21 protein-coding genes are annotated in these 17,128 nt (G+C 70.7%); 15 read left to right on the top strand and 6 right to left on the bottom strand.

The annotated features are described in order from the left end of the window. The first annotated feature begins 139 nt into the window (after positions 1-139). The 6 genes from ACZ6YV_RS17000 to ACZ6YV_RS16975 all read left to right on the top strand — a co-directional run bounded on the left by ACZ6YV_RS17000 (position 140) and on the right by ACZ6YV_RS16975 (position 4,792). The gene (locus ACZ6YV_RS17000) at positions 140-1,324 is read left to right on the top strand and encodes a sensor histidine kinase (RefSeq protein ID WP_465510477.1); all 1,185 of its coding nucleotides are present in this window, start codon (positions 140-142) and stop codon (positions 1,322-1,324) included. Next, the gene (locus ACZ6YV_RS16995) at positions 1,325-1,996 is read left to right on the top strand and encodes a response regulator (RefSeq protein WP_465510476.1); all 672 of its coding nucleotides are present in this window, start codon (positions 1,325-1,327) and stop codon (positions 1,994-1,996) included. It begins immediately after the preceding gene. A gap of 100 nt (positions 1,997-2,096) precedes the next feature. After that, on the top strand, positions 2,097-2,672 hold the full coding sequence (locus ACZ6YV_RS16990; protein WP_465510475.1) for a dihydrofolate reductase family protein: 576 nt from the start codon (positions 2,097-2,099) through the stop codon (positions 2,670-2,672). A 69-nt stretch (positions 2,673-2,741) separates the two neighbouring features. Beyond that, on the top strand, positions 2,742-3,566 hold the full coding sequence (locus ACZ6YV_RS16985) for an ABC transporter ATP-binding protein (RefSeq protein WP_465510474.1): 825 nt from the start codon (positions 2,742-2,744) through the stop codon (positions 3,564-3,566). Positions 3,567-3,697: 131 nt separating this feature from the next. Then, on the top strand, positions 3,698-4,216 hold the full coding sequence (locus ACZ6YV_RS16980; protein ID WP_465510473.1) for a DUF4232 domain-containing protein: 519 nt from the start codon (positions 3,698-3,700) through the stop codon (positions 4,214-4,216). Positions 4,217-4,240: 24 nt separating this feature from the next. Continuing rightward, a complete protein-coding gene (locus ACZ6YV_RS16975; protein ID WP_465510472.1) occupies positions 4,241-4,792 on the top strand; it encodes a DUF4232 domain-containing protein in 552 nt (183 codons plus the stop codon). A 42-nt stretch (positions 4,793-4,834) separates the two neighbouring features. Here the strand turns inward: ACZ6YV_RS16975 and ACZ6YV_RS16970 are convergent, their stop codons facing one another. Continuing rightward, on the bottom strand, positions 4,835-5,248 hold the full coding sequence (locus tag ACZ6YV_RS16970) for an ATP-binding protein (protein WP_465510471.1): 414 nt from the start codon (positions 5,246-5,248) through the stop codon (positions 4,835-4,837). 153 nt (positions 5,249-5,401) lie between these two features. Here ACZ6YV_RS16970 and ACZ6YV_RS16965 point away from each other — a divergent pair, with 153 nt between their 5' ends. Further along, a complete protein-coding gene (locus tag ACZ6YV_RS16965; RefSeq protein WP_465510470.1) occupies positions 5,402-5,752 on the top strand; it encodes an STAS domain-containing protein in 351 nt (116 codons plus the stop codon). Positions 5,753-5,765: 13 nt separating this feature from the next. On the opposite strand, the gene ACZ6YV_RS16960 is transcribed toward ACZ6YV_RS16965, so the two are convergent. Both ACZ6YV_RS16960 and ACZ6YV_RS16955 read right to left on the bottom strand, forming a co-directional pair. Then, positions 5,766-6,221, bottom strand: a complete 456-nt coding sequence (locus ACZ6YV_RS16960; RefSeq protein WP_465510469.1) for an STAS domain-containing protein — start codon at positions 6,219-6,221, stop codon at positions 5,766-5,768. 230 nt (positions 6,222-6,451) lie between these two features. After that, positions 6,452-6,790, bottom strand: a complete 339-nt coding sequence (locus ACZ6YV_RS16955) for a winged helix-turn-helix transcriptional regulator (protein ID WP_465510468.1) — start codon at positions 6,788-6,790, stop codon at positions 6,452-6,454. 68 nt (positions 6,791-6,858) lie between these two features. On the opposite strand from ACZ6YV_RS16955, the gene ACZ6YV_RS16950 reads away from it, so the two are divergent. Next, positions 6,859-7,416, top strand: a complete 558-nt coding sequence (locus tag ACZ6YV_RS16950; RefSeq protein ID WP_465510467.1) for a carboxymuconolactone decarboxylase family protein — start codon at positions 6,859-6,861, stop codon at positions 7,414-7,416. Here the strand turns inward: ACZ6YV_RS16950 and ACZ6YV_RS16945 are convergent. Both ACZ6YV_RS16945 and ACZ6YV_RS16940 read right to left on the bottom strand, forming a co-directional pair. Beyond that, positions 7,413-7,619, bottom strand: coding sequence for a hypothetical protein (locus ACZ6YV_RS16945; protein ID WP_465510466.1), 207 nt, complete (start codon positions 7,617-7,619; stop codon positions 7,413-7,415). The genes ACZ6YV_RS16950 and ACZ6YV_RS16945 overlap by 4 nt on opposite strands. Positions 7,620-7,708: 89 nt before the next feature. Next, a complete protein-coding gene (locus ACZ6YV_RS16940; protein ID WP_378237003.1) occupies positions 7,709-8,695 on the bottom strand; it encodes a LysR family transcriptional regulator in 987 nt (328 codons plus the stop codon). Positions 8,696-8,785: 90 nt separating this feature from the next. Between ACZ6YV_RS16940 and ACZ6YV_RS16935 the strand changes: the two genes are divergently transcribed. Next, entirely contained in the window at positions 8,786-10,201 is a 1,416-nt protein-coding gene (locus tag ACZ6YV_RS16935) for an aminopeptidase P family protein (RefSeq protein ID WP_465510465.1), read from the top strand. A gap of 44 nt (positions 10,202-10,245) precedes the next feature. On the opposite strand, the gene ACZ6YV_RS16930 is transcribed toward ACZ6YV_RS16935, so the two are convergent. Beyond that, the gene (locus tag ACZ6YV_RS16930; protein WP_465510464.1) at positions 10,246-11,379 is read right to left on the bottom strand and encodes a metalloprotease; all 1,134 of its coding nucleotides are present in this window, start codon (positions 11,377-11,379) and stop codon (positions 10,246-10,248) included. A 253-nt stretch (positions 11,380-11,632) separates the two neighbouring features. On the opposite strand from ACZ6YV_RS16930, the gene ACZ6YV_RS16925 reads away from it, so the two are divergent. From ACZ6YV_RS16925 to ACZ6YV_RS16900, 6 genes are all read left to right on the top strand, one after another. After that, a complete protein-coding gene (locus tag ACZ6YV_RS16925) occupies positions 11,633-12,232 on the top strand; it encodes a helix-turn-helix domain-containing protein (protein WP_465510463.1) in 600 nt (199 codons plus the stop codon). A gap of 78 nt (positions 12,233-12,310) precedes the next feature. Then, on the top strand, positions 12,311-13,471 hold the full coding sequence (locus ACZ6YV_RS16920) for an NAD(P)/FAD-dependent oxidoreductase (RefSeq protein WP_465510462.1): 1,161 nt from the start codon (positions 12,311-12,313) through the stop codon (positions 13,469-13,471). Further along, positions 13,468-13,734, top strand: a complete 267-nt coding sequence (locus ACZ6YV_RS16915) for a (2Fe-2S)-binding protein (protein ID WP_378236998.1) — start codon at positions 13,468-13,470, stop codon at positions 13,732-13,734. Before ACZ6YV_RS16920 ends, ACZ6YV_RS16915 begins: the two co-directional genes overlap by 4 nt. Further along, positions 13,731-15,080, top strand: a complete 1,350-nt coding sequence (locus tag ACZ6YV_RS16910) for an FAD/NAD(P)-dependent oxidoreductase (RefSeq protein WP_465510461.1) — start codon at positions 13,731-13,733, stop codon at positions 15,078-15,080. Before ACZ6YV_RS16915 ends, ACZ6YV_RS16910 begins: the two co-directional genes overlap by 4 nt. Next, complete coding sequence (locus ACZ6YV_RS16905; protein WP_465510460.1) at positions 15,077-15,988, top strand: dihydrodipicolinate synthase family protein; 912 nt, start codon at positions 15,077-15,079, stop codon at positions 15,986-15,988. Before ACZ6YV_RS16910 ends, ACZ6YV_RS16905 begins: the two co-directional genes overlap by 4 nt. Then, the gene (locus ACZ6YV_RS16900) at positions 15,989-16,990 is read left to right on the top strand and encodes a proline racemase family protein (protein ID WP_465510459.1); all 1,002 of its coding nucleotides are present in this window, start codon (positions 15,989-15,991) and stop codon (positions 16,988-16,990) included. The last annotated feature ends 138 nt before the right edge of the window (positions 16,991-17,128 follow it).

The following is a 17,128-nucleotide window of genomic DNA, read 5'->3' as shown; positions in this document are numbered from 1 at the left end:
GCGGGCGCGCCGCGACCACATCGGCATCGCGTCGCGCGTCTTGTCCGACCAAAGTCGAGCCCTGCCGCGACCGAGGTCGGGGCCGGGATCGTCCCGTGTCCGGCTGCGCCGCCCCTGGCGGGTCCACCATGATGGGCCCGTGATCACCGACGACGGCGCCCAGCCGCTTCTCCGTCCGTGGGGACAGGCCTGGCGCCTGCTCGCCGCGGCCGCGCTGGGTGTGGTGCTCTGGATGATCACCGCGGCGCAACTGCCGGTGGGCGCGGCGGGACCGAGGGTCGAGTGGCTGATCACCGGTGATCCGCTGCTGGCGCTCGCCGGCCTGATCGCGCTGCTGTGGCGCCGTCGCTTCCCGGTCACGATCACGCTCGCGGTCATCCTCGCCTCGACGGCTTCGACGCTGGCGAGTGGCGCGGCGTTGCTGGCGCTCTGTTCGCTGGCCGCCAGGCGGCGTCCTGCCGAAACGGCGGTCGCCGCGGTGTTGTCCGTGGTCACGGCGGTGCTGACCACCGACCTCTACCCGCGGCGCGCCCCGCCTGAGCCGCTGTGGCTGCTGATCAGCCTGCCCCTGCTGATGGTCGGCATCGTGGTGGCCGTCGGCGCCGCGATCGGCGCGCGCCGGGACGAGGTGCGTTCCCTACGGGAGCAGGTCGAAGGCGCGGAACGGGAGCAGGCCGCCCGCGCGGCCGAGGCCCGGATCGTGGAGCGGCACCGGATCGCCCGCGAGATGCACGACGTCCTCGCGCACCGCGTCTCGCTGGTCGCCATGCAGGCCGGGGTGCTGGGGCACCGCCGTGACCTGCCGCCCGACCAGGTCGCGGAGCTGGCCCGGGGGATCGCCGACGGCTCCCATCAGGCGCTGGAGGAGCTACGCGACGTCCTCGGTGTGCTCCGGGCGAGCCCGGACGAACTGGAGCCGCCGCAGCCCTCGCTCGCCGACCTGCCCGCGCTCGTCGCGGACGCGCGGGCACTGGGGCTGGACGTCACCCTGACGACCACGACGGCGGGCGAGCCGCCCGACGCGATCGCGAGGACCGTCTACCGGATCGTGCAGGAAGGGCTGACCAACGCGGGCAAGCACGCGCCGGGGGCGAAGGTGGCTGTCACCGTCGAGGGAAAGGCGGGGGACGGCTTGCGGGCGACGATCCGGGATTCCGGTGCGGCGCGGAAGGTCCCGGGCCCGCCCGCTTCGGGATTCGGGTTGCTCGGCCTCACCGAGCGGGTCGAACTGGCGCGCGGCGAACTGGACCACCACGCGGTACCCGGCGGCGGATTCGTCCTCGCCGCGCGGCTACCGTGGCCGGTCCGCGAAGGGAGCGAGTGAATGGACAGCGAGCGGGTACGGGTCGTGCTCGTCGACGACGAACATCTGGTGCGGATGGCGTTGCGGCTCATCGTGGACGGCGAACCGGACCTCGTCGTGGTCGGAGAGGCCGCCGACGGCGACACCGCGGTGACCGTGGTGGGGGAGCAGCGGCCCGACGTCGTCCTGATGGACGTCCGGATGCCAGGTCGCGACGGGCTGAGCGCGACCGAGGAGATCCTCCGTTTCCCGGAACCGCCGCGGGTCCTGGTGCTCACCACGTTCGACTCGGACGAGATGGTGCTGGGCGCGCTGCGCGTCGGCGCGCTCGGGTTCGTCCTCAAGGACACCCCGCCGCCGCGGATCCTGGCGGCGATCCGGACGGTCGCCACCGGGGAACCCGCGCTGTCGCCCGCCGCCACCGCCCGGCTGATCACCGCGGCCACCGGGCCGCACTCCTCCGACGCGCGCCGGGCTTCGCGCGACACGGCACTCGAGCTGCTGGCCACGCTGACCGACCGCGAACGCGAGACCGCGGGCGCCATCGCCGAGGGCCTGTCCAACACCGACATCGCGCGGCGGCTGGAGATCACCGTCGCGACGGTCAAGGCCCACACCAGCAGCATGCTCTCGAAACTCGGCGTCGAGAACCGGGTCCAGATCGCCCTGCTCGTCCGCGACGCGGAGAGGTGAAACTTTCTTCCGGCAGGCTGTCGAATCCGCCGGGTCCCAGTCGACGCTGTGTTGAAGATGCAGTGTCGAAAGCAGTTCGGAACCACCAAGGAGAAACCAGATGCGCACCCTGATCGCCACCGCGTTCGTCTCGCTCGACGGCGTCGTCGAGGGGCCCGGCGGGGAGCCGGGCTACCGCAACTCCGGCTGGACCTTCAACGGGATCGAGTTCGACGAAGCGGCCTACGAGCTCAAGGGCCGTGAACAGGGCGAGGCCGCGGCGATGCTGCTGGGCCGGGTCAGCTACCAGGCGTTTTCGCCGGTGTGGCCGGACATGACCGCCGAATTCGCCGGCTACAACGCGATGCCGAAGTACGTCGTTTCGACCACGCTGCGGGAGGAGGACCTCGTCGGCAACTGGGGCGAGACCACGATCCTGCGTTCGCTGGAGGACGTCGCGAAGCTCAAGGAGACCGAGGGCGGGCCGATCATCGTCCACGGCAGCGCGGAACTGAACCGGAACCTCGCCGACGCCGGCCTGATCGACCGCTACCACCTGCTGGTGTTCCCGGTCCTGCTCGGCGCGGGCAAGAAGCTGTTCAGCGACACCGACAAGGACAAGCAGAGCCTCAAACTCGTCGAGAGCGAGTCCTATGGCAACGGCGTCCAGAAGCTGGTCTACGACATCGTCGGATGATCGGACCCCGGACGAGACCAGGCCGCGCGCCCTGCGATCATGAACCGCGGTCAGGTCCGAGGAGGTCCCGTGCACAAGCCCGTCTTCGTCCAGCCGAACCTCGACGGACCGGCGGTGGAGCTTGCCGGGGTCGAGGTACACGTCGGCCGCGTGCCGCTGGTGTCGGACGTGGACTGGCGGGTGGACTACGGCCAGCGCTGGGTCGTGCTGGGCCGCAACGGCGCCGGGAAGTCGACCATCCTTTCGGTGGCCTCGACACAACGGTTCCCCAGCGCCGGCACGGCTGTCGTGCTCGGCCACCGCATGGGCGCGGTCGACCTGCGTGACGTGCGGACGCACATCGGCTTCGTCGGGGCCAACCAGCGGCTGCCCGACGCGGAGAACCACGACGCGTACACCGTGGTGCTCACCGGCTTCAGCGGAAGTGTCCTTCCGCTGTGGGACCGCTACGACGACTCGATCCGGGACAGGGCCTCGAAACTGCTCGAACTGGTCGGCTGCACCGAACTGTGCGACCGGCCGGTGCGGGTGTGCTCGCAAGGCGAACGCGCCCGGGTCCGGCTCGCCAGGGCGCTCATGGCCGACCCGCTGCTGCTCCTGCTGGACGAGCCGTTCGCCGGTCTCGACCTGCCGGGCCGCGAGGATCTCCTGATGGCGCTGGAGAACCTGACGCTGGCCCAGCCGGAACTGGCCACCGTCACCGTGACGCATCACCTGGAGGAGATCCCGGCGACGGCCACGCACGCCCTGATGGTGCGCCGCGGCAAGGTCACCGGGGCGGGGCCGATCGACGAGGTCCTCACCGACGGGGGACTGTCCGCCTGTTACGAACGGGACGTCCAGGTCCACCGCATCAACGGCCGCTGGGCCGCGCACGCGGCTCGACGTTCGTAAAGACGCTCGTCACTCCTCGGGGTTGCTTTCGGGGGATCAACATCATCTTCGCGCATCTTCCGGGCGTAGGTGGGCATCTTTCCCAGTGAGTTCGATCAACGTGAATCGATCACCGAGCGGGAGGAGATGTCATGAACGTCCAGGTGAAGCGAGCGGCCGCGGCGATGACCGTCGGGGGACTGGTCACCGGTGGGCTCCTGGTCGCGGGCGGCGTCGCCGGAGCGATGCCGAGCGACAAACTCTGCGGCGCCTCCGACGTCGAGGTGGCCGTGACGCCGGATCCGTCGCACTCGGCGGGCCACGAGGCTTACGTCCTCACCTACACCGCGGCGTCGCCGACCACGAACTGCAAGCTCCAGGGCGCGCCCACCGCGCTGACGTTCGTCGACGACGGTCAGCTGATCGACGACGTCGCCGCCGTACCGGACGCCACCGCGGCGAACGCGGCGCCGGTGAACCTGCGCGAGGGGCACCCGGCGGTGTCGCGCATCGTGCAGGCCTCCGCCGAGGCGCCGAACCCGCGCACACCGACGACGGTCACCTTCGACCTGCCGACCGGGCCGGGCGGTGTTCCCGTCGTCGCGGACTGGCCCGCCGGCGGGCCGTTGAAGGGTGCCATCGTCCAGGTCACCGCCGTCACCGCCGCCTGAATCTCGCCGATCGAGGGAGAAACCATGTCCGGCAAGCAGATCAAGCGTGTTTCCCTGGGTGTCGCGGTGCTCACCGGAACGCTCGTGCTGACGGCGGTCGTCCCGGCCGAAGCCGCCGCGAAGCGGTGCGGTTCGGCGGATCTCGCGGTCTCCTTGGGTGAGCCGAAGCAGCTCGAAGAGTCGACGGGCCAGTACGACGTTCCGCTGACCTTCAAGAACATCTCGTCGCGCGCCTGCGGCCTGCACGGGGTGCCCGGTGTCGACCTGGTCGGCCCGGGCGACCCGAACGGGCCTGTCTATCACCTGCCGCGGGTGGACAACGGCGTGCGGGTCAACGAGGTCCCGCCGGGTTCGACGGCGACCGCGACCGTCACCGTGCTGTCCCCGACGCCGGGTTCGGTCGGCAGCGGAGGCTCCACGTCCTGGACACCCTCGAAGCTGGTGACCATCCCGCCTGGCCAGACCGAGGCGTTGAGCGTGGACTGGCCGTCCGGGCTGCCTGTGCTGCGCCAGGACGCCGCCACGCGGCCGGGCAGCTGGGTCAACGGGATCCTCGCCGATCCTCTGGTGGGCTGAACAAAGAGCACGGGCGCCCCGATGCGGGGCGCCCGTGGCTTTTCAGACGGAGGGGCAGGGCCAGGCGAGCCGGACGATGGTCCCGGTGGGCGTGCTCGTCACCGAAGCCTCCGGCGCGAAGGCCCGGATGATCGGCAAGCCGCGTCCGCCGTCCGGGCGGCGGCCGTCGCGCCAGCGGCCCTCGTCGGCGACGGTGATCTTGATGTGGGCGTCTTCGCGAGTGGCGGTGACGGTCATGACGTTGTCGTCGGTGCCGTCCGGATAGGCGTGCTTGACGACGTTCGTCATCGCTTCGTAGGCGGTGAGTTTGAGATCCTCGGCCAGCTCGCGGGGAAGGCCTTGTTCGAGGGCCCAGTTCGCCAGGAGATCCCGCAACGCGGCTGCCTGGGCGGGGACGGCGGCGACCTCGAGGACCAGCTCGTCGGTGCTTTTGCGCACCGGCTCGTCGATCGGCATCACGGAGCTCTCCTCCTCGTCCGCCGCGGCCCACGACCGCCGGATCCATCGACCAGGCTAAGGCACCGCCGGAATCGGGACGCGAGTGCCGCGCGGGTGAGTGCCGCCATCCGATATGTTCGGGACTCTCGGGGTGCCGATCGTGAGGGGTGGATGACGGTGACGAGCGGAGACGGCGACAACCGGGAGGTTCCGTTCTCGGTGACCGTCGCCAGGCCGGATGGCGCGGACGTCGTCATCGCGGTGGCGGGCGAGATCGACCTGACGACGTCCGAAGACCTCAAGGAGACGTTCGAGGAAGCGCTGGAACCCGTGCCCGGCAGGCTCGTCGTCGACCTGGAAGGCGTGGAATTCTGTGATTCCACCGGTCTGGCGACCCTGGTCAGGATCAACGACCGGTGCGTCACCCAGGGCGTCGACCTGAGTTTCCTGCCGTCGCCCACGATCCGGCGATTGGCCTTGAAGACGGGGTTGTCCACGCTTCTGCCACTCGCCGGATCCTGAACGGTCCCGCGGCTCAGAGATTCGGCGTGGGCAGGGCTTTCGGTACTTCGCGGAGAGCGCTGTCGAGGTACCGGTAGACGGGGATGTGCGTCTCGACGCCGAACAGGTGCAGCAACCGCAGCACGGGCCGGGTGTCGGCGACGACCCCGGTCGTGCGGTGTTCGGAGTGGGCGCGGGCGGCGGCGGATTCGATGACCCGCAACCCGGCGACGCCGAGGAAACTGACCTGGGTGAGGTCGAGCACCGTGGCGGCGGGGAGGTCGCCCCGCAGGGCGCGCTCGAGCCGCCCGGCGGTGGCGAGGTCGATCTCGCCTGTCGCGGAGACGACGAGCACATGTTCACTCCATCGGGTCCGCCGGACCCGCAGCAGCTCGTCCGCCGGACGGGGCCGCGGAACCGCGGAGTGGATGACGGTGCGGAGAGCGGGGCCGTCTCGGCTGCCACGCGTGAACGGAATTCGGTCGGTCATGATGCTGTCTCCCGGATAAGCCGGGGACGAGACGGACAACGGGCAAGCCTGCACAATGCTGCGCAAGTCAACTCGCCGCCGCGTCGCCCTGTGAAGGAGCGGAGCCGCGGACATGCGGGTCGTTCGCGCGGGCTGGTGGACTCAACCTACGTACTACTCACCGTACGCCGTTCACTCCGCCTGGCAATACCGAGTGTGGTGATCAAGACATGATTCACGCCGGCGCATGATCACTCGCGTAAGGCCTTTTCCCAGGCGAGGCCCCATTTTTCGAGTGGATTCAACGCGTCGAGGAGCTGTTCGCCCAGTGGTGTCAGACGGTAACCTTCCCCGCCGGTTTCGACGATGCGGGCTTCGGTGAGCTCCCCGAGCCGGGTGGCGAGCACGCTCGACGACATGCGCTCGCAGCGCCGCTGGAGTTCCCGGAACCCGACGTCGCCGTGGCGCAGCTCCCAGATCACCCGCAGGGTCCACCGCCGCCCCAGCAGATCGAGCGCGGCCATGAGCGGGCGGCCGGTTTCGGATCCTCGGACCGGCCCTCCGGGACGCGGGATCGGATCCTCGGGCATGCCACCCCCTTGTGCTTCGACTTCAGAAGCAGCATAGTGATTCGAAAGTCGAAGCACCCGAGGTGGTCATGGCCCGCATCGCACCGCTCGCCCCTCCCTACGAGGCGGACGTCGAACAAGCCCTCCGGAAATGGATGCCGCCCGGCGTGGCGCATGATCCGCTGACGCTGTTCCGGGTGCTGCAGCACCATCCGGAGCTGGCGTCGCGGATGCGCGTCCTGGGCGCGGGGCTGCTCGCGCACGGCGAACTACCCGCGCTGGACCGGGAAATCGTCATCGCGCGGGTGACCGCACGATGCGGATGCCGCTACGAATGGGGTGTCCACGCAGCGGTTTTCGCAGCCGGCGTCGGGCTGACGCCGGAACAGGTCGAGGCGACCGTGTCCGGCGACGCCGGGCATCCGGCGTGGTCCGCGCGGCATCGGGCCCTGATCGCCGCCGTGGACGAACTCCATGACACGGCAACGGTTTCCGGCGACGCGTGGGCCGCGCTCGCCGAGCACTATCCGGTTCCGCGGCTCCTGGAGTTCCTGGTGCTCGCGGGCTGGTACCGGACGATCGCCTACGTCGCCAACGGTGTCCGTCTCGAAGAGGAGCCCTGGGCCGTCCCGTATCCCGATCGCTAGGGCGTGTCTGCTTTCCTCGTGTTGTCCCGTTCTCGTTTCGAGGCCTTCCACGCGGCGAGGACGCACAGGAGTGCCGCCACGAAGCCCGCCGCGGTGAGTGTCCCGGCCCAGACGGCGCCGGTGCTGGCGAGAAGGTAGAGCTGGATCGCGGCGGTGCCCGTGTAGACGACCGCCAGTCCCAGCCACAGCCGTTGCGTCATCATCTCCCGTCTCCGTTCGCCCGGTACGGGAGGTCAATCGCGGCGAAGCGGGATCGGGTTACAGGCTGTTCGAAAGCGGTCGTTTCCTGGCCTCAAGCGCCGGTCGCGCGGAAGAAGTCCACCAGCCCGTCCCAGGACCGGGAGTCCCGCCGCCGTTCCCACCAGGTCCGGAACGGTGTCGACGCCATCGCGTGCCGCGTGTACGACGTCATCATCGCGCGGTACACGTTTTCCGCCTGGTCCCACGTCAGCCGTTCCTTGCGCCAGGACAGCACCAGCCGCATCCGCATGGGGTCGTCCTTCAGCGGCCGGACGACCATGCCCGGCAGTTCGGGCGCGGTGGGTTCCACGAGTTGCACCGCCTGCCCGGCGGCGATCAGGTGCCGTCCGCCGCCGTTGGGGCATTCGAAGCGGATCCGCGGCGTGAACCCGGCGCGATGCGTCGCCGCGCGCAGCGACGTCAGCGAGCCGTCCTCAGGGCCCGGCGGTCCGATCCACGCTTCGTCCGCGAGATCGGCGAGGTCGACTTCGAAACTGTCGGCGAGCCGATGCCGGGCGGGAAGCCCGATGAAGACGGGCACCCAGGAGAACAGCACCCGATGGCCCAGATGCTTCGCCAGCGGCACTTCCTGGTCGTCGGACATGGCGATGACGGCGATGTCGAGGGTCGCTCGGGCCAGCGCCTGCGCCAGCACCGCGCTCGACGGTTCCACATGGACTGTCACGTCGAGGCCCGGCAACGCGTCGTCCAGCCGCTCCACGAAGGTCGGCAGGCAGTCCATTTGGGACGATCCGAGCCTCACCGGGCCGTCGCCCAGCGCGCCGAGCAGATCGCTTTCGAACCGGTCGAACTCCACGAGCAGGGTCAGCGCGCGGCGCAGCGTCTGCTCGCCGAACGGGGTCGGGGTCACGCCCGTATGGCTGCGGACGAACAGCGGCGCGCCGATCTGCCGTTCGAGCCGCTGGAGCAGCGAGGTCAGCGACGGCTGGGACATGCCGAGCGCGGCGGCCGCCTGCGAGAGGCTGCCCGCTTCGGCGATGGCGCAGATCGCCCGCAGGTGCCGGATCTCCAGGGCCATAGACGGAGTCTATCGCCGCCGGTCATTACGCCGGACGCCTTCGCGGTGTGAGGGTGCGGCGAGGACTCCGACAACGTGAAAGGGGAGCCGATGACCGGCGACCGAACCCGGCCGGATCTGCGCGCGCTGCTGGCCGCCAAGGGGTTCCGTAACTGGATCCGCGAAGGCTGGGAGCCCGCCGACACCACCGTCGCGGTGCCACCGGGCACCGCCGAGGCCGCGGCCGCCCATCGCGGCAGGCTGTCCGCGGAACTGCCCGGACAGCGGATCGCGCTGGCGGCCGGCCGGGCCGCGGTGCGGTCCAACGACACCTTCCACGGCTTCCGCGCCGACAGCGACTTCGTCTGGCTCACCGGCTGCCAGCGCGAAGGCGCGATCCTGGTGCTGACCCCGGCGGGGGACAGCCACCACGCCACGCTGTACGTCCCGCGCCCGGCCGAGCCGGACGAGCCCGACTTCGTGGGCGACGCCGACACCAGCCCGCTGTGGGTCGGCACCGCCGCCGGACCCGCCGCGTACGGCGACGCGCTCGGCATCGAATGTCGTCCGTTGGAGGATCTCCCTCACGGCTTGCGCGGGCGGAACCCGAGCTTCCTGGTCGGTGCCGGGGTCGATCCCGCGCTCGACGCGTACGGCTTCGGCCACAGCGAACGGCTCCGGACGACCCTCGCGGACTCGCGCCGGATCAAGGACGAGTGGGAGATCGGCCAGTTGCGCGACGCTGTCGACGCCACCGCGCTCGGCTTCGCGGACGTGCTGGCCGCGCTGCCGGAGGCGGTCCGCGGCGGCGGGGAACGCTGGCTGCAGGGCACCTTCGATCGGCGTGCCCGCACTGAGGGCACCGGCCCCGGCTACACCTCCATCGTCGCGGCCGGGCCGCACGCGCCGATCCTGCACTGGACGCGCTGCGACGGACAGGTGACCGAAGACAGCCTCCTGCTGCTCGACGCGGGAGTCGAGCTGGATTCCTTGTACACGGCCGACATCACCCGTACCTTCCCGGTCTGCGGGGAGTTCACGACGGCCCAGCGCGACGTCTACGACCTGGTGCACAAGGCACATCTCGCGGCACTGGCGGAGGTGCGCCCGGGCCAGGACTTCGCCGCCTTCCAGACGACGGCGCTCGGCGTGCTCGCGTCGGGGTTGCACGATTGGGGCCTGCTTCCGGTTTCGGTGGACGAGGCGCTGTCGCCGGACGGGCAGCAGCATCGGCGGTACATCGTCTGCGGGACCGGCCACTTCCTGGGGCTGGACGTCCACGACTGCGCCTCCGCTAGTCCCGGCGCCTATCGCCAAGGCGCGCTCGCCGAGGGCATGGCGCTGGCGGTGGAGCCCGGTCTGTACTTCCACGCCGGCGACCGCACGGTGCCGCCGGAACTGCGCGGCCTCGGCATCCGCATCGAGGACAACGTCGTGGTCACCGGATCCGGGCACGACCTGCTCTCCGGTGGGTTCCCCTCGACCGCCGACGAGGTCACCGCCTGGGTCCGGGCCGCCAGGAGCTGAAGGGAGCTTTCCCCGCATGGCATGCGGGGAAAGCTCCCTTCAGCTCAGTACGAGATCGTGTGCCCGGCGAGGATCCGTTCGGCCGCGCCGGTCGTGGACAGTCCCGCGGCCGGCCGGTCCTCGGTGAAGTACTCGCGGAAGTCCTGGCTGAAGTCGCGGGTCATCAGCGCGATCGTGCGGTTCCAGTTCCCGCCGTCCGGCCCGTTCGAGGCCCACAGGTCCAGCAGGGACGAACCGACCCGGCCCTGCACGGTGTCGCCGGCGTCCCAGCCGGGCGTCGAAGCGTCGTTCCGGAAGCTGTAGGAGCCGCCGTTGTCGTAGACGTAACGGTAGTCGCCCAGGGCGTAGGCGGCGACGGCGTCGGCGAACCCTTCGGTCCACGCGCACGATTCCGAACTGTGCTTCTCGATGTAGTGCGGATTGCAGTCGTCGACCACGGGGAAGCCGTGCCCGTAGAGCTGCCACTGCAGCCAGTGCCCGGCTTCGTGGAGCACGAGATGCTTCGAATCCGGCATCGTCGCGCCGAGGAAGACGTAGTTCGTGTTCGGGTAGTCCCAATAGCCGCCGTCGGCGACCTTCGGATCCCAGACGAACGTGATCTGGTCACAGCGGCCGTCGGACTGGCGGCTCGACCAGCAGGACGAAGCGGGGTTCGCGCGCTTCCAGTAGAGGACGTTGAGCGTGTCCACCACCTTCCACGCCCGCTGCAGCGTGGACGGCACCTTCACCGTGCCGAGGTCCTGGGTGCTGGACACGTTCGTGCGGCGCGTGGAGTCGAAGGTGTAGTCGGTGGTGTTGTTCGCGGCTTTGACGACCCGCCACATCGACGTGCTGCTCGACCGGAACCTGACGTACGCCTCGGCCAGGGAAGCGGTGTGGCAGGCGGCGAACCGGCCGTCCGACGCGCCGGTGATCCCCGCGGCCAGCCTGCTCGCCGCTCCGGAACCGGTGCGTCCCCAGAGCTCCCAGTTCGCGTTCCGCGCCACCTGCGTGCGCACGGGTTTGCCGGTCCCGGCCTCCGCGTCGAGATGGTCGAAGGCGAGTGTGCCGGTGAGACAGGCGTTCGCGGACGCCGTCGCCGGGGCGGTGGCCACGGCGACGGTCAGCCCGAGGGTGGTGACGAGCACCGCGCCGAACGCCCGAAGTCGTCGGCCTGCGGATCTGCGGATCAGCTGCACGGGAATCTCCTCGCTCGAGGGAACCGACGGTGCGCCCGTGACCCTGTGTCGACGGTGACACACCGGTTGGTGAAGGAGTTTCATCGCGGCCGGAGCCGCCCACCATCGCGTCGCCCCATCGGCCACGGCTATGCCCTCCCCGTCGGGAGCCGTGTCATGATGTCCGCGAACTCGATCGGCAAAGCGAACGATTCGCCCTCCGGTCGTACGGTTTGACGAACGACAGGGTTTGACGAACGACAGGGGAACGGCAGTGGAGGACGAGACGCCCTCGATCCGGGACATGCTGGCGGTCAACCTGCGCGCGGCCAGGGCGGCGAGGGGGCTTTCGCTGTCCGAGCTGTCGCGGCGGTCGGGCATCGGCAAGGCGACGCTGTCGCAGCTGGAGTCCGGTGGCGGCAATCCGACCATCGAAACCGTGTTCAGCCTGTCCAGGGTCCTGGAGGTGGCGATCTCCGACCTGCTCGACCACCGGGCGGGCGGCGCACTCATCGTGGTGCGCGGCGCCGACGTCGAGGTGCTCAGCGGCGAGGGTGTCGATCTCCGGCCGCTGCGGCGGATCGAGACCGGTGAGGGCGTCTTCGAGGTGTACGACCAGGTGGTGCGCGGTGACGCGCCGCAGCGCTCCCAGGGGCATGTCGGGATCGAGCACACCGTCGTGCAGTCCGGTTCGCTGCGGGTCGAGGTGGCGGGCCGGACCGTCGAGGTCGGCCCTGGGGATTACGTCGCCTTCGACGCCCGCGAGCCGCATTGCTACACCGCTTCGGACGGGCCGGTGCACTCGGTCCTGCTGCTGCAGTACCGCGCCGACGAACGGCTCGACGGCAGGCCGCATCCGGTACTTAAGGGCTGACCCCTCCCGAGCTATTGACACCTCTCCGGGAAGGAACCTAGTCTCCGATCGTTCGCTATACCGAACGCTGGAGGGTCGATGAACCGAACGCGCGTGGTGGTACTCGGCGCGGGGATCGTCGGCGCCGCGTGTGCCCGTGAGCTGAGCCTGGCGGGCTTCGACGTCGTGGTCGTGGATCGCGGCCGTCCCGCCGGAGGCACCACCTCGCACGGCGAGGGCAACATCCTCGTCTCCGACAAGGGGCACGGCGCCGAACTCGAACTCGCGAAACTTTCGACAGTGCTGTGGCCTCAGGTCGTCGCCGAGATCGCCGACGAGGACGCGCGTGCCGCTTCGGCGATCGAGTACGACCCCAAGGGCGGCATCGTGGTCGCCACCACGGACGACGGTGCCCGCGCTCTCACCGCGTTCGCCGCTTCGCAATCCGGGGTCCGCGCGGAACCGTTGTCCGCCAAGGAACTCGCCGACGCCGAACCAGCGCTGACCCGTGAGGTGACCGCCGCGTTCCACTACCCGGAGGACGCCCAGGTGCAGCCCGCAGGTGCGGCGCTGGCCCTGCTCGGGTCCGCGCTGCGCCACGGCGCCCGGTTGCGGTCCGACACCGAGGTCGTCGGCGCGTCCGTCCACAAGGGACGGATCACCGGCGTCCGCGTGCCCGGCGAGGTCATCGAGGCCGACGTCGTCGTGAACGCGGCGGGCCCGTGGGCCGGTGAAGTTTCGGCACGGCTCGGCGCCCCGATCGCGATCCGCCCCCGCCGGGGCGAGGTGCTGGTGACCACGCCGATGCCCGGTGTCATCCGGCACAAGGTCTACGACGCCGATTACGTCGGCGCGGTCGGGGCCGATTCGAGCGAGCTGCAGACCTCCGCCGTCGTCGAGTCGACCTGGGGCGGCACCGTGCTGATCGGCTCGTCCCGCCGCCGGGTGGACTTCGACGACACGATCCGCCCGGAGGTGCTGAGCGCCATCGCGGTCAAGGCGCTGCGGCTGTTCCCGGCGCTCGCCGACGTCGCGGTGATGCGGGCGTACGGCGGATTCCGTCCCTATGTGGACGATCACCTCCCGGTGCTCGGCGAGGATCCCCGGCTGGGGAACCTCTGGCACACCACCGGGCACGAAGGCGCCGGCATCGGGCTGAGCGTCGGCACCGCGCGGTTGCTGCGCGAACTGCTCATCGGGGCGGAACCCGCGATGCCCGTCGAAGAGTTCACTGTGGCGCGCCCGGCGGTGCTGGCGTGAGCGCCCGGCCGATCCGGATCACCGTCGACGGCGAAGCCCTGACCGGGATCGCGGGCCAAAGCGTGGCGGGAGTACTGCTCGCCGCGGGCAGGATCTCCTGGCGCACCACGCGTTCCGGTGCGCCACGCGGCGTGTTCTGCGGGATCGGGGCGTGCTTCGACTGCCTGCTCACGGTCAACGACGTGCCCGACGTCCGCGCGTGCCGCCGTCCGGCCGCCGACGGCGACGAGATCCGTACCCAGTCACGGGAGGAGAACGCGTGAGCCGGCATGTGGTGATCGTCGGCGCCGGGCCCGCCGGGCTCGCGGCCGCCGAGCACGCCTTGCGGGCCGGTGCCCGCGTCACGGTACTGGACCAGGCGGAAACGCCCGGTGGCCAGTACCACCGCATGTCGCCGGAGGACTACGCGGCACGGCATGGCGGACCGGAATTCGACCGGCGTCGCCGGATGCTCGCGCATCCGCGGTGCCGCTGGTGGCCCGGGTCCGCCGTCTGGGCGTTCGACCGGGCGGAGCGCCGGGTGCACCTGCTGCGAGGACAGTCCGACGGCGGTGGACGGCAGCGGCTGACCCTCGTCCCGGACGCGCTGATCCTGGCGACCGGCGCGCACGACCGCACCCTGCCGTTCCCGGGCTGGGAACTCCCGGGCGTGTACACCGCGGGCGCGGCGCAGGCGCTGGCCAAGGGGGAGCGGGTCGCGATCGGAAGGCGTGTCCTCGTCGCCGGGGCCGGGCCGTTCCTGCTGCCGGTCGCGGAATCGCTGCTGGGTGTCGGGGCCGAGGTGGTCGCGGTACTCGAAGCGAACCCGCTCTCGACCGTCCGAAAAGGATGGTCGGCCCGCCCGTGGCGTCTGGCCGCGCACGTCGGCAAGGCGGGCGAACTGGCGCGGTACGCCGCGGCGCTGGCCCGCCATCGCGTCCCGTACCGGTTTGGCCGGACCGTGATCGAAGCCCGCGGCGCCGACCGCGTCCGCGAAGTCGTGACCGCCGGGGTCCGTGCGGACTGGTCGATCGTCCACGGCACCGAGCGGACGTACGAGGTGGACGCGGTCTGCGTCGGACACGGCTTCGTGCCGCAACCGGAACTGGCCGTCGCCGCGGGCTGCGCCCTGGACGGTGGTTTCGTCCGGGTCGACGGTGCGCAGCGGACCACAGCGGACGGTGTCTTCGCCGCGGGCGAGATCACCGGTATCGGCGGCGCCGTCACCGCCGCGGCCGAGGGCGCGGTGGCGGGACACGCCGCCGCCGGGGGAGAGCCGTCCCCGGCATTGCTCCGTGCGCGCGACCGGGCCCTCGCCTTCGCCGGGCGACTCGCCACGGCCCATCCGATCGGCCCGGCCTGGCGAGGCTGGCTGCGCGAAGACACGATCGTCTGCCGCTGCGAGGAAACCACGTACGGCGAATTGACGCGGGCGGCCGAGGACGCGGCTTGCCCCGGCTCGCACGCCCTGAAACTCGGCACCCGGGCAGGTCTCGGCCCGTGCCAGGGCCGGATGTGCGGCCCGACCGTGTCCGAACTCCGCGGTGGGACCGAACGGCACCACCGCCCCATCGCCCAGCCGATCCGGCTCGGCGAGCTCGCCGCCCGAACCGAAGGAGAACCTGAATGAGCACCCCCGACCTCGGTGGCGTCGTCGTCGCGACCGCTCTCCCGTACCGGGCGGACGAGTCGGCGCCCGCCGGGCTGGCCGTGGACTACGACGCCTACGCCGCGCACTGCCGGTGGCTGATCGACAACGGCTGCCGGGGCGTCGGCCCGAACGGTTCCCTCGGCGAATACTCGTCGCTGACCGACGAGGAGCGCCGCCGGGTGGCCCGCACCGCGATCGAAACCGTGGGCGAGGACGGGATCGTCGTCGTCGGTGTGCACGGTCCCGGATCGCACCAGGCCAGGCACTGGGCCGAGGTCGCGGCCGAGGACGGCGCCGACGGCCTACTGTGCCTGCCGCCCACGATGTACCGCGCGAACCGCGGCGAGGTGCTCGCGCATTTCGAGGCGGTGGCGTCGGTCGGCCTGCCGGTGATGGTCTACAACAACCCGATCGACACCAAGGTCGACCTCACCCCGGCCTTGCTGGCCGAGATCGCGCAGATCGACAACGTGGTCGCGGTCAAGGAGTTCTCCGGTGACGTGCGGCGGGTGCTGGAGATCCGCGAACAGGCGCCGGGCCTCGACGTGATCAGCGGCGCCGACGACGTCGTGCTGGAAAGCCTGCTGATGGGCGCGACGGGCTGGTTCGCCGGCTTCCCCAACGTGTTCCCGGCCGAGTCGGCGCGCCTGTTCGAACTGGCGCGGGCCGGCAAACTCGAGGAGGCCAGGGCGCTCTACGAGCCGCTGGTCGCGGCGTTCCGCTGGGACTCGCGCACCGAGTTCGTCCAGGCGATCAAACTCGGGATGGACCTCGTCGGCCGCTACGGCGGGCCGTGCCGTCCGCCCCGGGGCCCGCTGACCGGCGAGCACCACGAGCAGGTCACCGCCGACATGCGCCGCGCGCTCGCCTCGCTGGGGGTGGCGTAGGTGCGGTCGATCCGGTCGATCACCGCCGTCGACTCGCACACCGAGGGCATGCCGACGCGGGTGGTGACCGGCGGGGTCGGCGTCATCCCCGGTGACACCATGGCCGAACGCCGCCGCTACTTCATGGCGCAGATGGACCACCTGCGGCAGTTCCTGATGAACGAGCCGCGCGGCCATTCCGCGATGAGCGGCGCGATCCTGCAGCCGCCGACCCGGCCGGACGCGGACTGGGGGGTGGTCTACATCGAGGTGTCGGGCTGTCTGCCGATGTGCGGGCACGGCACGATCGGCGTGGCGACCGTGCTGGTGGAGACCGGCATGGTCGAGGTGACCGAACCGAAGACCGTGGTGCGCCTGGACACCCCTGCCGGGCTCGTGCACGCCGAGGTCGACGTCCGTGACGGCCGTGCGGAACGCGTCAAGCTGCGCAACGTCGCGTCGTTCCTCGCCGAGCGCGACGCCGTCGTCGAGGTGCCAGGTCTCGGCGAGGTGCGCTACGACCTGGCCTACGGCGGCAACTTCTACGCGATCCTCGAACTGTCCCAAGTGGACATCCCGTTCGACAGGGCGGAGAAAGACCGGATCCTCGCCGCGGGACTGGACATCATGGCGGCGATCAACGACCAGCGTCCGCCGAAGCATCCGGCCGATCCGCTGATCGGCGGGTGCAAGCACGTCCAGTTCCTCGCTCCGGGCTCGGATGCCCGCGCTTCGCGGAACGCGATGGCGATCCATCCCGGCTGGTTCGACCGGTCGCCGTGCGGCACCGGCACCTCGGCCCGGATGGCTCAACTGCACGCCCGCGGTGAGCTGCCGCTGCACACGCCGTTCGAGAACAGCTCGTTCATCGGCACCACGTTCACCGGCGAACTGGTCGCCGAGACCACCGTCGGAGGCGTCGCCGCCGTGGTGCCGGAGTTCTCCGGGCGGGCTTGGATCACCGGCAACGCCACCTACCTGCTGGACCCCGACGACCCGTTCCCCGCCGGGTTCGTCCTCTGACCGCGTTTCGTCCTCTGCTTGCGCTCCTTGCGCGTGCGACTACCGCAATCAGAGGACGAAATGCGTGATCAGATGGACGACACGCGGCGAGCCCTGGTCGCGCGTGTCGTCCATCCAGTCACGTGAGTTCGCCGTCTG

The sequence above is a fragment of the Amycolatopsis sp. NPDC102522 genome (assembly GCF_055584485.1).
This window is presented reverse-complemented; position numbering and strand designations above follow the sequence as displayed.

Coding starts and splice junctions, on each gene's coding strand:
- ACZ6YV_RS16995 (WP_465510476.1), top strand. CDS start 1,325: ATGGACAGCGAGCGGGTACGGGTCGTGCTCGTCGACGACGAACATCTG.
- ACZ6YV_RS16990 (WP_465510475.1), top strand. CDS start 2,097: ATGCGCACCCTGATCGCCACCGCGTTCGTCTCGCTCGACGGCGTCGTC.
- ACZ6YV_RS16980 (WP_465510473.1), top strand. CDS start 3,698: ATGAACGTCCAGGTGAAGCGAGCGGCCGCGGCGATGACCGTCGGGGGA.
- ACZ6YV_RS16975 (WP_465510472.1), top strand. CDS start 4,241: ATGTCCGGCAAGCAGATCAAGCGTGTTTCCCTGGGTGTCGCGGTGCTC.
- ACZ6YV_RS16970 (WP_465510471.1), bottom strand. CDS start 5,248: ATGCCGATCGACGAGCCGGTGCGCAAAAGCACCGACGAGCTGGTCCTC.
- ACZ6YV_RS16965 (WP_465510470.1), top strand. CDS start 5,402: ATGACGGTGACGAGCGGAGACGGCGACAACCGGGAGGTTCCGTTCTCG.
- ACZ6YV_RS16960 (WP_465510469.1), bottom strand. CDS start 6,221: ATGACCGACCGAATTCCGTTCACGCGTGGCAGCCGAGACGGCCCCGCT.
- ACZ6YV_RS16955 (WP_465510468.1), bottom strand. CDS start 6,790: ATGCCCGAGGATCCGATCCCGCGTCCCGGAGGGCCGGTCCGAGGATCC.
- ACZ6YV_RS16950 (WP_465510467.1), top strand. CDS start 6,859: ATGGCCCGCATCGCACCGCTCGCCCCTCCCTACGAGGCGGACGTCGAA.
- ACZ6YV_RS16945 (WP_465510466.1), bottom strand. CDS start 7,619: ATGATGACGCAACGGCTGTGGCTGGGACTGGCGGTCGTCTACACGGGC.
- ACZ6YV_RS16940 (WP_378237003.1), bottom strand. CDS start 8,695: ATGGCCCTGGAGATCCGGCACCTGCGGGCGATCTGCGCCATCGCCGAA.
- ACZ6YV_RS16935 (WP_465510465.1), top strand. CDS start 8,786: ATGACCGGCGACCGAACCCGGCCGGATCTGCGCGCGCTGCTGGCCGCC.
- ACZ6YV_RS16920 (WP_465510462.1), top strand. CDS start 12,311: ATGAACCGAACGCGCGTGGTGGTACTCGGCGCGGGGATCGTCGGCGCC.
- ACZ6YV_RS16905 (WP_465510460.1), top strand. CDS start 15,077: ATGAGCACCCCCGACCTCGGTGGCGTCGTCGTCGCGACCGCTCTCCCG.